Origin of the sequence: Nitrosopumilus sp. Nsub (genome assembly GCF_001541925.1) — an archaeon.
Lineage (GTDB): Archaea > Thermoproteota > Nitrososphaeria > Nitrososphaerales > Nitrosopumilaceae > Nitrosopumilus.
In genome coordinates this window covers 1-12,991 of record NZ_LQMW01000002.1, presented here as the reverse complement: position 1 = coordinate 12,991, position 12,991 = coordinate 1, and the positions used below count along the sequence as shown (strand labels likewise).

Below are 12,991 nucleotides of genomic sequence, written 5' to 3'. Positions count from 1 at the left end.
TTTGATGATATATTATCGGTAAAAAAATTGGAATAAAACAAGAAAAACATGGAAAGTATCACTCTATTATTTGTCATTCAAATCACATAGAAACCCAATTCCAATCAGCATTGTGATCAAGTGCAATTAATGCATAGATTATTGCCATTGCAGCATCTGGTGGATGATTATACTCAAGTTTTGCATTTTGTCGTGTGTCAATTCCTGAAATGTTTACCTTGGAAATTGAGGATAATTCAGATACCAACCAACTAGTTTGATATTCATAGTTATAGTGGAATGGAATTACAAATTTTCCAGGATTCTCAAATAGATTAATCAATTTAGATATTCCCCAAGTTTTATCCAAAGAGTACTTTTCTGATTTGTCACCATGCTCATCAATTATTCCAACATCATGTCGGATTCCTTGAGACAAATCACTAACAGAACGACAGCCAACAAAAGTGGAACTACCAATTCCTACAATATGTTCTCCATTGGTTTGGCCAATACCGCCATCTTGAATTAATTTGATTTGAGTTGCACCATAACCCAAATCGCCAACTCCTGTATCGCACAGGGAATTATGAAATAGTTTGTTGATATTTTCTGCTTGGATAATTTGGTGTTCTGCATTACGTTGGTCTAAATGTGCCAGTTGAATCAAACCCTTTTCTTGCCATTTTATCAAAATAACAATTACTGTGTGACCATTTTTTGCACTTCCAAAGTCAACGCCCATGCTAATTTTAATTTTATTTCCATATTGTTCCTTGAGTGATTTGATTTGTACTGGAGTTAGTAATTGTATGTCACGACCATTTTTCATACATGCACGAACCATTTCAGGAGTAATGGGATTTGTTGCAGATTTGTAAAAATTCCCCATAACATGTTCCTCAAATTTATCAAATGGCAGATGTTCTTTTTGGTATTCGATGGAGAATTTTGCATCAATTTTGTATTTTTCAATAGCATCTTTTTTCGTTAACGGAATTGTTGGAAATATTGTTTGAGGAATGTGATAACCAGGATAGGCAGAATTTTCAGGTTTTTGTGCAACCCAAGTTCCTTTTAATACGTCATTCAGATATTGCCCATGAATCAAGCCATTTTCATCAAATTGCAAGGCATCACGCCAATAATCATTATCATAAACCCATTCACATTGGTTAGTTTTTAGCCATTCATTGTGATATGCCGAGCCTACAGGCCCACCAATCCCAAATAGTTTTAATTTTCCACGAGTCTGCATCATGGTTTGAGTAATTTTACCAATCTGCTCAATTGGTTGGTATTGAGCCTCATCTAGAATTATCAAATCCAGAGATTTTCCCTCTACATGGACATAGTCATTATGTGAAATTATGAAATAAATGGTACTGCCATTTTTTAGTGATACCTCATCATTATTTCCAAGTTTGGATCGTGGAAATTGAGAGAGTATTGGACTTTGCTCAATCATCTCATGTTGAAACCTTTGATGAAGAAATCCATTTTTATTAATTCTGTCAAATGAGGCATAACAACATTGTGAATGATTATTTGTAGTTGCCCAATACATGAGAAAATCACCGACACATGTGGATTTGAATATCTGTCTCCCTCCAATTACAAATATTTGAGATGAGTTATCTTTGTAGATATCTGTCCAAAAGGGGGCTGCAAGAAAAGTTTGTTCTCGTCCGTTAATTTTAGGTTTGACTGTTTTTTTCCACTCAAAAATATCCATCCCAGATAAATTAGGTAAATTTTTTTCACTGACTTTTTTATTTTTACGAATAAATCTTTTTGCTGCTTCTTTGTGAGAATTAGTCATTCTCTTTTGTTCCCTCAACATAAATTATTTCAGAAAATGATAGCGCGTTTGAAACCTTTTCCTTTAAATCAAAAACATCCAAAACCATTTGCTTGACCTGTTCTAAACGTTTCATTAATAAAGAATATTTCTTCAAATTATTATTATTTAGTTTAATTTTTGAAATGGTTAGTTCTAGTTGGTCCTCTTCTGATAATAACCTGTCTAACCGCAAATCGTAAAAATATATGGCTCTTGTACGATTCGCTTTAAAATGTTCTGCAAGATCTTTATCGGCAATTTTTTCTACATGTTCCATAAATTTAGCATAGTGTCTTCGTACTGTCTTTATGTCATAACCGGTTATTTTTGCAGCAGGTAACGGATCGATGCCATTCATAAAATGACCATAAAGTGTTTTCTTTATCTTAATCGAGTCTAATGTACTGGGCCTGGCCATAACAAATACTTTTATATTTTAAATATATAAATATGATCTTTCATAATATATAAACTATATACTATATGGTATATATGCAATAATTATAAAATATTACATATTTTAGGCAATAATTAAAGAGATAATCACTTCATTGAGAAATATTGATGGCTTTTTTGTATAAAATAACCATATTTGGTCAGAATATAAAATCTTATTAATTCAAAAAAATAACAAACAGTATGCAAACAATATCGATATTCAGAGACGCCAAAATTGTAAATTCTGCAAAAAACGGAAACACATTATCTGGAATTGCAAAGGAAACAGGAATTCCATTTCAAACAGTTAGAAGAATTGTACATGCCTTGGCAGATTTAGAAGTAATTCGTTTACTCAAAATTGGTAAAGTAGTCACTGTAAGGGTAAACAAAGATCATTTACTAATAAATTCAATGAATGCGGTTACTCAATGGATAAGAAATATTGTAGATGACCCACATGATTTTGTAGCAGAAATTTGTCAAAAAAATAAAATCAATTATGCATTTGTAGGTACAAGTAAGGCAAAATATGTAAAAAATCAAATGCAAAACAAAGTCCAGATTGCAATTTTAAAAAAAGATTTTATCAGAGGAAAAAAAATTATAGATAAAAAGTTTGCAAACATGGGAATTAAAATCACAACTCAAAAAGATAAGGTAAATGTCAATGACATTGTGGTTAGTATAGATTGTTTTCCTGTAGAGAAAATTACATTGGATAAAAAATTTCAAACAAATACAATGATTAGGATATCTAGTACAATCACAGAATCTAATTGTATGCGACGTAAAAAATAGATTCTGGAATTTTTTCAGGATACAAAATCTGGAAAGTATTGATGAAAAATTTTGAAAGTAGAACAGTTGGAATAATTATTTGATTTGAAAAAAACAATCATAATTTTTGAATAATTCTTTAAAAAAATCTAAAAATATAACAAAGAAAACGCAAAAAGTTCAATAAAAAAAACATATAGAAAAAATAAAAAATATGCTTAAAAAAACCAATTAAAACCAGTTAACTGCAAATATAGAAAATATGTTAAAAATTTAAATTTTTATAAATAATAACGATGAAAAATATTGATTTTCTATGACTAAATTAGATGGATTTTATCCATATTATTTACTTTATTTTAGAAATCTCATAAATTTTTTGACGAGCATCACGAATTGATACTTTCTTTTTTACATATCCTTTTTTGAGTAAATGACTTAATGCCAATCTAACTGTTCTATCAGGAAGTAGTGTTTTGTTTGCCAAGTCCTTTTGGGTCAATTCGCCCTCATACTCTAATGTTTTAAGCAATAATTTGGAGCTAGGAGGCATACTCAATAGTTCTTCGGCCAAATGAACTTTTTTTGCTAGTGCAGAAATTCCGGTTGTATCTTTTTTTAATCTAATAATTTTTGCAGGAGGAATGAATTTAGAACATTCAACAGTCTTTTTTACTTTGTACCTGTCTAATCCGTCCAAGACAACTTCGCAATGCAGTCTTGCAGATATGTCATCAATTTCTATAAAGCTTGAATTGGATACAATTAACGGTCTTCTTGTTACGTCAAGAGAATTGACTGAAATAATTTCAAAAACAGCAGAATCCTGAAATAATACAGGTCCACCAACAGACATAGAGTATGCCGAAGATCCAATCGGGGTGGAAACAATAATTCCATCACCATTGTCATGCCATACCTCATCACCGTTTACTCTCAAAGTATGCTCCATCAACATTGCACTTTTAGATGAGAATACTGCAACGTCATTTAAAACAGGATAAACATTTTTTCCATCAATTTTAACTCCGAGTCTTGGAACCTCTTCAATACTGAAATTTTCTCTTTTTAAAATTTCAACATATGATGAAAATTCTCTTAATTCAATTTGTGCTAAAAATCCACTTGATTCGCCCTCATTGATCCCCAATACGGGAGATGTTGCATCAAAAGTTTTATGAAAATAATTTCTGACTCCCTTATCCCCGCCTAATACAATAATGTAATCGGCAGGTTTGTTTTTAGATTTTGTAATGGTAAATGAATCAATATTGGCACTGTTTAGTATTTTTTTAATAGTTTTAGAAGCCGATTCTGAAGTTCCAGAACCATAGATTCCAATTTGCATTAGTCTACAAACCTCAAATGAATAATAAAAGAATAATGTATCATAAATCTCTAAAATCTACTAAATTATAAAAATAAGAAGCATTATTTTCGACAGCCCCCTTTTTAGGAATTTTTTGCAATCCTACATTGTTAGACTCTAGTGCAGCCTGTGCAGAACCTGCTGCAAAACAAAATGCCCACAAAAAGTCCTTTTCCTTAATCATCGTACAAGCAAATGTTGAGCAAAATATATCTCCGATTCCAGTTGTATCATGAACTTGCTTGTTTGGCAATTTTAAAGAGTAAATTCTATTTTTTTTCAAAATGGACACATCAGTTTTGTTTGTCAAAATTACATGTTCAATTCCTTTTTTTTGTAATGCAAGCATCATTTCATCATGTGAACCGCCAACAATGTTTTGACCTTCTTCGGGATTGATTTTGATTGCATTTACATTTGTTAAATCAAGATCAGTTTTTTTGAGGAAAACATTATTTTCAGAATCTTTTTGTCTCAAAAATCCCTGAGGATCGACAAATAAGAAATTGGAATTTTCTTTAATTTTTTTAAAGACATCTTGAGAAATTTCATGAAATATGGGACTGACAATATGAGCATCCGCATCAGTGTCAGAATACTCTATAGGTTCACATTCATTTGCAATTTTTAGAGTTCTATCACTGCCAGTTATGGAAATAGAAAATTTTGTAGTATTTTTGCTAGAATCAGGATTTATCAAATTAATTTTATTTTCAAGCAAATATTGTTTGGGAAAGTCAGAGCCATATTTTGTGAAGAGATCAACATCAAATTTGAATTCGCGTGCCATTATTCCACAGTAAGATGCAGCACCACCAATTTGTTCATAGGAATGTCCTCCAATGGAAATGGTGTCTAATGCACAATGTGAATAAATTGCTAATTTTTTCATTTCACTAGAATTTAATTCCAATAGATTTAGTTTTTTGCATTAATTTTCTCTAGACATTCAGAACACAAAATTTGTCCTTTAGATAGATGCAATTTTACTCCAGATTTGAAGCAAATATGACATAATCCTTCCAAATTAATCAAAAATTCTTAGTCAAGCTTGCATTAAAGCATAAATGAAATTTTTTCATTGTTTAGGCATAAAATAGTAGTTTTTTTCAAAATAGCCACAAGATTATAAGTAGGCTAAATGGCTGAATTTTATGCCACTTAAACGTGCAAGTCGAGGTCGAACAAAAGGAGGAAAAGGATCTTCAGGAACAGTTCAATGTACAAACTGCGGACAAACAGTTCCAAAAGACAAGGCCAAAAAAGTCACTTCTAAACTAAATCTTGTCGAACATACATTGGCAAAGGAATTACGTGCACAAGGTGCATACATTGCATCACCAACAGTATTGAAACATTATTGTATTTCATGTGCAATTCACTTTAAAATTCTAAAAATTAGATCAGAAGATAATAGAAGAAAACGCGGTAAACTACGATAAAATTATTCTTCACCATACCATCATCTTTGGTTAATTATTGCAGACTCGTACTGAGGCCTATAATTCACCAAATGAAATTGATTATTCTTTGATGTTTTTAGTTGTAAAGATCATTCTTTGAATTAATGTGATTCCTGCAATTATTACTACGATTATTACAGCATAATCCATAAAACCAATAATTCCAACTATTGCAATTACTAACAGTCTTTCAGCTCTTTCACCAATTCCAATTCCCTGAAGTTTGATGTCAATCAAATCAGATTTTGCTCTAGCATAACTAACTAGTAAAGATAAAGTGATTGCAAGTAATACAAGATAAGGTTCAGCATAGCCGCCGACCAAAATTCCTAAAAATATTGCAACTTCAGAAATTTTATCAAACATTGAATCAAGATACTCACCTTTTTTCGAAGTTTTACCAGTAATGCGAGCAACTTGACCATCCACCATATCAAAGAAGCCAGAAACAAGTAACAAAATTCCGCCAATAATTAAACCAAATTCAATTCCCATTCCATAAACTACAGCAGAAGATAATGCAACAATTAGACCCACAACAGTCCAGAAATTTGGAGACAGACCAGTTGCAGCAAACCCTTTGCCCATTTTTTCAAGAGCAGGACGCAAGGTCTCACGTAAATTATTTAACACAAATTAAACCCAAAATACCATCTAATAAATTAGATTCCACTAGCAGAGCCATTCTAATGACCAAATTAAGCAAAAAGTTTAAGAATTTTTTTTAATTAGTCTTCATTACTTATCAATTATTGTTTATTCTTTCCTAGTTTATCAAAACCATCTTTATCATATCCTTTTTCGTTGAATTTTGTTCCAGTTGTTTTGTGATATCCATCTTTGTTGAATCCGGCAGTATTAAACAAGGTATGAGTTACCAAGTGAGTGCCATCTTTCTTAAAATTATTTTTATCATATCCATTTTTATCATATCCTTGTCTATCGTATCCCTTTTTATCAAAACCATCTTTATCATATCCATCTTTATCATATGCTGTTCCAGTTGCTTCATAATTTCCATCTTTATTTAATCCAGATGTATTGGCCAAAGTTCCAGTTGCTATGTGAATGCCGTCTTTATCAAAACCATCTTTATCATACCCATTTCTACTGAAACCATCTTTATCATATCCCTCTATGTTGAATTTTGTTCCAGTTGCTTTGTGATATCCATCTTTGTCAAATTCATCTTTGCCCATAACAAAATTTCACAAATTGGATTTAGTTAATGTATCTAATAACAAAATAATTTGAAAATGTCAAAGATCTAGTCATGTTTACTGTTAATAATAACATAATTTACGCAAAAAACGGTAAAAGCAGAGGGGGCATTTTCAAACATCACCTCATAAAGTCAATATGTTCAATTGAGATTAAATTCCCCGTCATGGATTTGGACAATTATGAAATGACAATAATTATTTGAAAAATGAATTATTGTTGAGCCACATTTATGGCAATCATAGTAGAGATAATTTTTGCAGCCAATGATGCGGTGGCACCATTATCATGGTAAGGGTTTAATTCCACAATATCCACTCCAGTTACTTTTGTTTCTTCAAAAGAATTAATCATGTCAAATAATTCTCTAGATGTTATTCCCACAGCTTCAGGATTTCCAACACCTGGAGCATATGCAGGATCTAAAACATCAAGATCAAAACTAGAATAAACAGTATCAAAAGTAGATATGTAATCTTTTACTAATGTTGGTCCTTTGCCATCCCTGATTTCTCTATCTGATACAGTCTTGATTTTATTTTCTGTAAGAAATTCCAACTCTTCTTTTACAAATGCTCTAGCACCAACATGTAAAATATTTTCAGCACCTCTTTCTTCAACAATTCGTCTCAAGTATGACGCATGACTTAATTGGATATCTGCAAATTCATCACGCAAATCATAGTGTGCATCAAAAACAACATAACCAGTTTCTTTTGGAAAACTAGTGTACGTCCCATAAGTAATTGAGTGTTCACCGCCCAAAATGAAAAGTTGTTTTTGTTTAGAAACAAGTTCGGTAGTAATTTTTTTCAGCATATCAATCATTTCAGATGCAACCACAGTATGGCGAGTATTGCCTAGGTCTTCAATATTTACAGTTTCTAAATCAACGCCAAGTTCAGGATGAAAAATTTCAATGTTGTTAAAAGAATCGCGAATTGCATCAGCCCCGAACCTGCAACCCGGTTTGTAAGAATGAGTGGCGTCAAAAGGAACTCCAAAAATTGTGGCAATCGGTTCACCGCCTTCATCAGAACCAGTGATTAACGGATTCTTATTCATGTATAAATCAAGAAAACTCATAGTGTCTACACCATAAGATTTGGACGTTTGGAAATATGTTTTGGGAAATTCAAACCAGTAAATGGTTTATCTTTTGTTTGTTCTTTTATTTCAGTAATGAATTCCTCAAAAGACAATTCTCTTACAGCGCCAGTGGTTCTGTCTCTAATACTTAGATTTTCAGAATTTGCTTCTTTTTCTCCAATTACAAGAATGTAGCGAATCCATTCCTTTTCAGCTTCACGAATTCTTTTGCCAATACTTTCATTTCGATCATCTATGTCAACTCTTACAGAGTTTTCAGAAATTCTATCAGTCAATTTTTCACAAAAATCATAAAATTCTTCTTTTAGCGGAATTATCCTAACTTGTGTGGGAGACAGCCACAATGGTAATTGTGGTTTTCGTCCTTCATGTGAATCAGTAGCAGCTTTTTCTAATAATGCATAGATGATTCTTTCAATTGCACCGCTTGGTGAATTGTGTAAAATGATTGGATGTTTTTTGTTATTATTTTCATCAACAAATTCAATTCCATACCTGTTGCCATTTTCAACATCAATTTGATCTGTAGAAAGAGCAGATGCTTTTCCAAGATTATCAATGAAATTAAATTCCCATTTTAAAACAAAATAAAAGAATTTTTCAGTCCACATTTCAACTAATACGGGCTTTCCATTCTTTTTTACTAATTCTTCAATTGTAGACTTGTTCTCATTATAGAAATCCTCAGTAAATCTAATTGCCATGTCATAATCAGAATTTTCTATTCCAAGATTTTCAAGAACACTTTGAGATAAATCAAATCGAACTTTAATTTCATCAATTGCTTGTGTCATATTGCCACAAAATGCATGGCAATCAGGCATGGTGAATGCTCTAAGTCGCCTTAAACCAACTAGTTCGCCAGACTGTTCTCGTCTGAAACTATACCTTGTAAGTTCATAAAGTTTGTAGGGTAAATTTTTGAAAGACATTTGAAAATGATTTGCCATAAGAAATTGACCAAAACAAGCTGCAAATCGAAGAAATAATTTTTTCCCATCAGAATCAATATTGTATTGTCGTGCAGGAAAACGATTGAAATAACTAACCATGCTTGGATGCTCAGAATCATACATAATTGGAGTTTCTACCTCATATCCGCCGTATTGTTTTACTCTGTCAGTTACATATCGTTCAATGAGGGATTTGATTAACCGACCATTTGGAAAAAATCTCATGTTGCCAGAATCAGATGCAGTTTCATAATCGGCAATTCCCATTTTTTTCATCAATGCCACATGTGGTGGAGGTTGATCAACATGACGCTGTTTTGCAGCTTCATACTTTGCCAAAATTTCTAGTTTGGGATGTTTTGAAAAATCAAAATCAGCAATATTTGACATTGTTCCATCAGGAGACATTATTTTCCAAATAGAGCGAATTTTAGACTCACCTTCTAATGCTTCAGAAGTTAATTCAGAATCAGATTTTACTGTTGTAGAATCTTTTGTTACAACTTTGGAACTTTCAGCTAGTGGATGTCCTTTCACTTGTAACTTGTATGATTTTGTCCATCCAAATGGAGAATGAGAGACATCCAAATCAGAAGCTAAAGATTCCATTTCTTTTAGTAAAGAAATTGCCACAGAAGGTTTTGCAAGATTTGAACTTAGATGGGCATAAGGATATAACAATAATTTTTTAGAGCCAATTTTTTGCATAGAATCTTTAATTTGAGATATGGCATTTTGTGCAACACTAGAATCATCACCATCCTCAATGGCAACAAAAACAACTACTAATTCTTCTAGTCTTTGAGTTTCAGGATTTTCAATATCTTCTGCGCTTTTAATCTCCTTTTTTGTAGGAGTATATTCTATGCTATCACAGTGTAATTGCAAAATTCGCATGAATGAAATTATTCATACTCAGTTTAAAATCGTTAGTATTTACTAAAAATTCAACATTGAATGCTAAATTAAACATAAACAATGTAATAATAAATCATATTGGAAGAATAACAAAAAACTAATCAGATATTTTTTGGCGGATTGATATGACAGATCTCAATACTAATCCAGATAATCCCAAATTTGTTGTGAGAAATGTAAATGCTCTGGACAAGGCATCCTCACCAAGAAAACCCTCATCATAAATCATTTCAATTGTTCCCTTGTTTGTTTTAACAAACGAAGTAATCAAAGAATAATTGCCCAATTTTTCATCTTTTTTTTCCAAGTACAGCCGTAATTCAATATCTGATATTTCAAATTCATCTTGAATGAAATTACCGTTTTGGAGTAAAAATTTAACCTCATCAGGATTTTTATCTACTCTGCTGGGATCATACAAGTCAATTATATCCATATAATCAGTAATCAAATTGTCAGTAGATAAGTAAATTTATTTTGAAATAATGCATCAATTTTGATTTCAGTCATAGCACAAGTATTATTTACAGTCAAAGAAAACCAAGTTAAAATGGATCCGCATCAATTTCATGGAAAAGATATTCCACATATCAAATTAGATCCAAAAATGAACATCGAAGAGTTGGTGGAAGTGTTTGCAAATTCAGGCTTTAATGGTAGACAGTTAGGAGAAGCAGCAAAACTATATGCAAAAATGATTGAAGAAGATGCAACTATTTGTCTTACAATATCAGGTGCAATGACGCCAGTAGGTTTTGGTGGAATTGTTAAAACATTGATTGAAAGAGGGTTTGTAGATTGGATAGTTACTACGGGGGCTAATGTGTATCACGAAGATCATTTTGCATTAGGATTGCCAGTAAAACAAGGAAGTTTTGATGTTGATGACATGAAACTATATGAAAATGAAATTGTACGAATTAGAGATGTGTACATTAAATTTGAAGAAACATTAGAAGCTGAAGATCAAACAATTCAAAAAATGTTTGAAAAGGATTTTCAAGACAAATCATTTACTACAGCAGAGTTTTGTAATTTATTGGGTAAAAAAAGTAAAGAAAGTGCAAAGTATCCAGAAAAAAGTTTCATTACGACAGCATATGAATACGATGTTCCAGTATACATTTCAACAATGAAAGATTCGTCATTGGCACTGAATTTAGCAGTACACAGATTAGAAGATAAAAAATTTGATCTGGATTTTGTCAGAGAAATTATTGAACAAGCAGCAATTGTATATGATTCAAAAAAATCGGGAATTTTGGAATTGGGGGGAGGAGTTCCAAAAAATACTGCTCAGCAAACAGGCCCACTTTTAGATCAAATTTTAAGAAGAAATGACGGAGGACAAGAATACATCATACAAATCACAGATGCACGTCCTGACACTGGCGGATTATCCGGAGCAACATTACAAGAAGGTAAAAGCTGGGGAAAAATTCAAGATTCGCACGAAGGAATAATCACAGTTTATGCAGATGCAACAATTGCATTTCCAATTTTAGCACTCTATGTTCTCAGTAATCAAAAAGAGCGAAAACCAAAAAGACTCTACAAAAAAATCGGCCAATTATATGATAATCTAAGTAAAGATTATTTCAATAGTCCCAATAGAAATTAAAATTTGTTAAATCGAGCACGTTCAAGTTCACGATCATCTTTGGATTCTTTTTTCCATTCTTTGTAATGGTCTTTACATAAGATGGTTTTTTTGCCCTTTGAATTCACTCGCAAGCCTGCATTTTCAACTTTTGTAGTGTTTAATGAACGAGATCCATCCTGATCACATCCTTCAACATTGCATTTAGCTCCTTTTGCAACAATGCCCATGATTTAGTATAATCATGATGTTATTTATATTTGAAAATTTTTGACAGAAATTTCATTTGTTTTAAAAATATCGTCCCATTACAACTCAAAATGAATCGATTAATCGTTTATAATAGGAATATTTTTTTCTAAAACCATGGCTGCAGGAAATAAACCAAGTGGTTCTAGAGATTCCAAGAAAGGTAAGAAAGACAAAGGTGAAGGAGGCCCTAAAAAAGCAGAAATCACAGTTATGTTAAATGAACAACAAGCCATGAAAGTAATTCAAAATGCAAAAGTTGTTACAGTTCAAGATCTAGCAAGACAAACTGGCGTTAAAATATCAGCTGCAAATGCTTTCTTAAAACAATCAACTGCAAAAGGTACTGTTAAAAAAGTAGGCGGATATGCAGGACATCATTTGTATCAAGTTGTCTCTTCATAGAGACGCAAAACATCTCCAGATTTAACATTCTTCAAGACATTATCAGTATCAGTGAATTTACCAATAGGGGTCATTTTTTTGGCAGATTTGACATTTCCAACATAAAAACAAAAACTGCCAGTAGATGGTAAAAATGCAACATCTCCTTTGACAAATTCTGTTCTTGCTCTTTCGATTCCAGAATCAACATCAGTTTCAAAATAAACAATACTTTGACCTAACAAATGGGAGTTTCCTTCCAAAGGCAAGGATCTCATAATTGTTCCAACAGTTCGTGGAGAAAGATGTCTCTTTAGATCACAAGACAACTTTACTTTGCCATTTATTTCCAAGATCAACTGTTTTCGTGAGACTGAAGACATACTCAATTTGATCTTAAATTAATCAGATTATTACATGTTAACATTTGTTTTGTTACCATGTCTGATTTTTGTTTAAGGCGGTTTTTGGCTAAAATTACGTCTTTTTTGTATGGGTGATACTGACATGAGTCATTGTTCTTCTTTTCCGCAATGAATGCACATCTTCTTTGATAGTATCTCAAAATAGGAGTAATTGTGAACAAATCCTTCCTTGCAACTCATAGACCATTAGATGTTTCAAAAGGTGTAATCAGGATGTTGATCAATTTTGTTGGCGATCAGTGTTGAGAATTTGCAGACA

The 12,991-nt window shown here is 32.1% G+C and carries 15 protein-coding genes; 4 read left to right on the top strand and 11 right to left on the bottom strand.

The annotated features are described in order from the left end of the window. Positions 1-82: 82 nt before the first annotated feature. The gene (locus AW732_RS00100) at positions 83-1,801 is read right to left on the bottom strand and encodes a hypothetical protein (protein ID WP_067956701.1); all 1,719 of its coding nucleotides are present in this window, start codon (positions 1,799-1,801) and stop codon (positions 83-85) included. Beyond that, positions 1,794-2,180 carry a hypothetical protein gene (locus AW732_RS00095; protein WP_156416031.1) on the bottom strand — a complete coding sequence of 129 codons (387 nt, stop codon included), beginning with the start codon at positions 2,178-2,180 and terminating at the stop codon, positions 1,794-1,796. Before AW732_RS00095 ends, AW732_RS00100 begins: the two co-directional genes overlap by 8 nt. A gap of 281 nt (positions 2,181-2,461) precedes the next feature. Here AW732_RS00095 and AW732_RS00090 point away from each other — a divergent pair, with 281 nt between their 5' ends. Further along, positions 2,462-3,061: a helix-turn-helix domain-containing protein gene (locus AW732_RS00090; protein ID WP_067956695.1), complete on the top strand. Its 600-nt coding sequence runs from the start codon at positions 2,462-2,464 to the stop codon at positions 3,059-3,061. Between the two features lie 328 nt (positions 3,062-3,389). Here AW732_RS00090 and AW732_RS00085 read toward each other — a convergent pair whose 3' ends face one another. Together AW732_RS00085 and AW732_RS00080 are read right to left on the bottom strand one after the other, a co-directional pair. Next, the gene (locus tag AW732_RS00085; protein ID WP_067956692.1) at positions 3,390-4,388 is read right to left on the bottom strand and encodes an NAD(+)/NADH kinase; all 999 of its coding nucleotides are present in this window, start codon (positions 4,386-4,388) and stop codon (positions 3,390-3,392) included. A gap of 40 nt (positions 4,389-4,428) precedes the next feature. Further along, a complete protein-coding gene (locus tag AW732_RS00080; protein WP_067956803.1) occupies positions 4,429-5,301 on the bottom strand; it encodes a PfkB family carbohydrate kinase in 873 nt (290 codons plus the stop codon). Positions 5,302-5,563: 262 nt separating this feature from the next. Here AW732_RS00080 and AW732_RS00075 point away from each other — a divergent pair, with 262 nt between their 5' ends. Beyond that, complete coding sequence (locus tag AW732_RS00075) at positions 5,564-5,851, top strand: 30S ribosomal protein S26e (RefSeq protein WP_067956689.1); 288 nt, start codon at positions 5,564-5,566, stop codon at positions 5,849-5,851. A gap of 81 nt (positions 5,852-5,932) precedes the next feature. On the opposite strand, the gene AW732_RS00070 is transcribed toward AW732_RS00075, so the two are convergent. The 5 genes from AW732_RS00070 to AW732_RS00050 all read right to left on the bottom strand — a co-directional run bounded on the left by AW732_RS00070 (position 5,933) and on the right by AW732_RS00050 (position 10,525). Continuing rightward, positions 5,933-6,505 carry a CDP-alcohol phosphatidyltransferase family protein gene (locus AW732_RS00070; protein WP_067956682.1) on the bottom strand — a complete coding sequence of 191 codons (573 nt, stop codon included), beginning with the start codon at positions 6,503-6,505 and terminating at the stop codon, positions 5,933-5,935. Between the two features lie 116 nt (positions 6,506-6,621). Then, complete coding sequence (locus AW732_RS08475) at positions 6,622-7,071, bottom strand: hypothetical protein (RefSeq protein WP_067956680.1); 450 nt, start codon at positions 7,069-7,071, stop codon at positions 6,622-6,624. A gap of 235 nt (positions 7,072-7,306) precedes the next feature. Next, positions 7,307-8,179 carry an agmatinase gene (gene speB / locus AW732_RS00060; protein WP_067956678.1) on the bottom strand — a complete coding sequence of 291 codons (873 nt, stop codon included), beginning with the start codon at positions 8,177-8,179 and terminating at the stop codon, positions 7,307-7,309. Positions 8,180-8,184: 5 nt separating this feature from the next. After that, positions 8,185-10,053: a threonine--tRNA ligase gene (locus tag AW732_RS00055; RefSeq protein WP_067956676.1), complete on the bottom strand. Its 1,869-nt coding sequence runs from the start codon at positions 10,051-10,053 to the stop codon at positions 8,185-8,187. A gap of 118 nt (positions 10,054-10,171) precedes the next feature. Then, positions 10,172-10,525, bottom strand: a complete 354-nt coding sequence (locus AW732_RS00050) for a hypothetical protein (protein ID WP_253805507.1) — start codon at positions 10,523-10,525, stop codon at positions 10,172-10,174. Positions 10,526-10,624: 99 nt separating this feature from the next. Here AW732_RS00050 and speY point away from each other — a divergent pair, with 99 nt between their 5' ends. Continuing rightward, positions 10,625-11,695, top strand: a complete 1,071-nt coding sequence (speY, locus tag AW732_RS00045; protein ID WP_067956799.1) for a deoxyhypusine synthase — start codon at positions 10,625-10,627, stop codon at positions 11,693-11,695. Here speY and AW732_RS00040 read toward each other — a convergent pair. Further along, positions 11,692-11,904, bottom strand: coding sequence for a hypothetical protein (locus tag AW732_RS00040; protein ID WP_067956672.1), 213 nt, complete (start codon positions 11,902-11,904; stop codon positions 11,692-11,694). The two genes, speY and AW732_RS00040, sit on opposite strands and share 4 nt — an antisense overlap. Before the next feature lie 136 nt (positions 11,905-12,040). Here AW732_RS00040 and AW732_RS00035 point away from each other — a divergent pair, with 136 nt between their 5' ends. Further along, positions 12,041-12,328 carry a 30S ribosomal protein S25 gene (locus AW732_RS00035; protein WP_067956671.1) on the top strand — a complete coding sequence of 96 codons (288 nt, stop codon included), beginning with the start codon at positions 12,041-12,043 and terminating at the stop codon, positions 12,326-12,328. Here AW732_RS00035 and AW732_RS00030 read toward each other — a convergent pair. Beyond that, positions 12,310-12,660 carry a cyclophilin-like fold protein gene (locus AW732_RS00030; protein WP_067956795.1) on the bottom strand — a complete coding sequence of 117 codons (351 nt, stop codon included), beginning with the start codon at positions 12,658-12,660 and terminating at the stop codon, positions 12,310-12,312. The two genes, AW732_RS00035 and AW732_RS00030, sit on opposite strands and share 19 nt — an antisense overlap. Between the last annotated feature and the right edge of the window lie 331 nt (positions 12,661-12,991).

Excerpts from the sequence above, each read along its gene's own strand:
- AW732_RS00100 (WP_067956701.1), bottom strand. The coding sequence starts at position 1,801 with ATGACTAATTCTCACAAAGAAGCAGCAAAAAGATTTATTCGTAAAAAT.
- AW732_RS00095 (WP_156416031.1), bottom strand. The coding sequence starts at position 2,180 with ATGAATGGCATCGATCCGTTACCTGCTGCAAAAATAACCGGTTATGAC.
- AW732_RS00090 (WP_067956695.1), top strand. The coding sequence starts at position 2,462 with ATGCAAACAATATCGATATTCAGAGACGCCAAAATTGTAAATTCTGCA.
- AW732_RS00085 (WP_067956692.1), bottom strand. The coding sequence starts at position 4,388 with ATGCAAATTGGAATCTATGGTTCTGGAACTTCAGAATCGGCTTCTAAA.
- AW732_RS00080 (WP_067956803.1), bottom strand. The coding sequence starts at position 5,301 with ATGAAAAAATTAGCAATTTATTCACATTGTGCATTAGACACCATTTCC.
- AW732_RS00075 (WP_067956689.1), top strand. The coding sequence starts at position 5,564 with ATGCCACTTAAACGTGCAAGTCGAGGTCGAACAAAAGGAGGAAAAGGA.
- AW732_RS08475 (WP_067956680.1), bottom strand. The coding sequence starts at position 7,071 with ATGGGCAAAGATGAATTTGACAAAGATGGATATCACAAAGCAACTGGA.
- speB (WP_067956678.1), bottom strand. The coding sequence starts at position 8,179 with ATGAGTTTTCTTGATTTATACATGAATAAGAATCCGTTAATCACTGGT.
- AW732_RS00055 (WP_067956676.1), bottom strand. The coding sequence starts at position 10,053 with ATGCGAATTTTGCAATTACACTGTGATAGCATAGAATATACTCCTACA.
- speY (WP_067956799.1), top strand. The coding sequence starts at position 10,625 with ATGGATCCGCATCAATTTCATGGAAAAGATATTCCACATATCAAATTA.
- AW732_RS00040 (WP_067956672.1), bottom strand. The coding sequence starts at position 11,904 with ATGGGCATTGTTGCAAAAGGAGCTAAATGCAATGTTGAAGGATGTGAT.
- AW732_RS00035 (WP_067956671.1), top strand. The coding sequence starts at position 12,041 with ATGGCTGCAGGAAATAAACCAAGTGGTTCTAGAGATTCCAAGAAAGGT.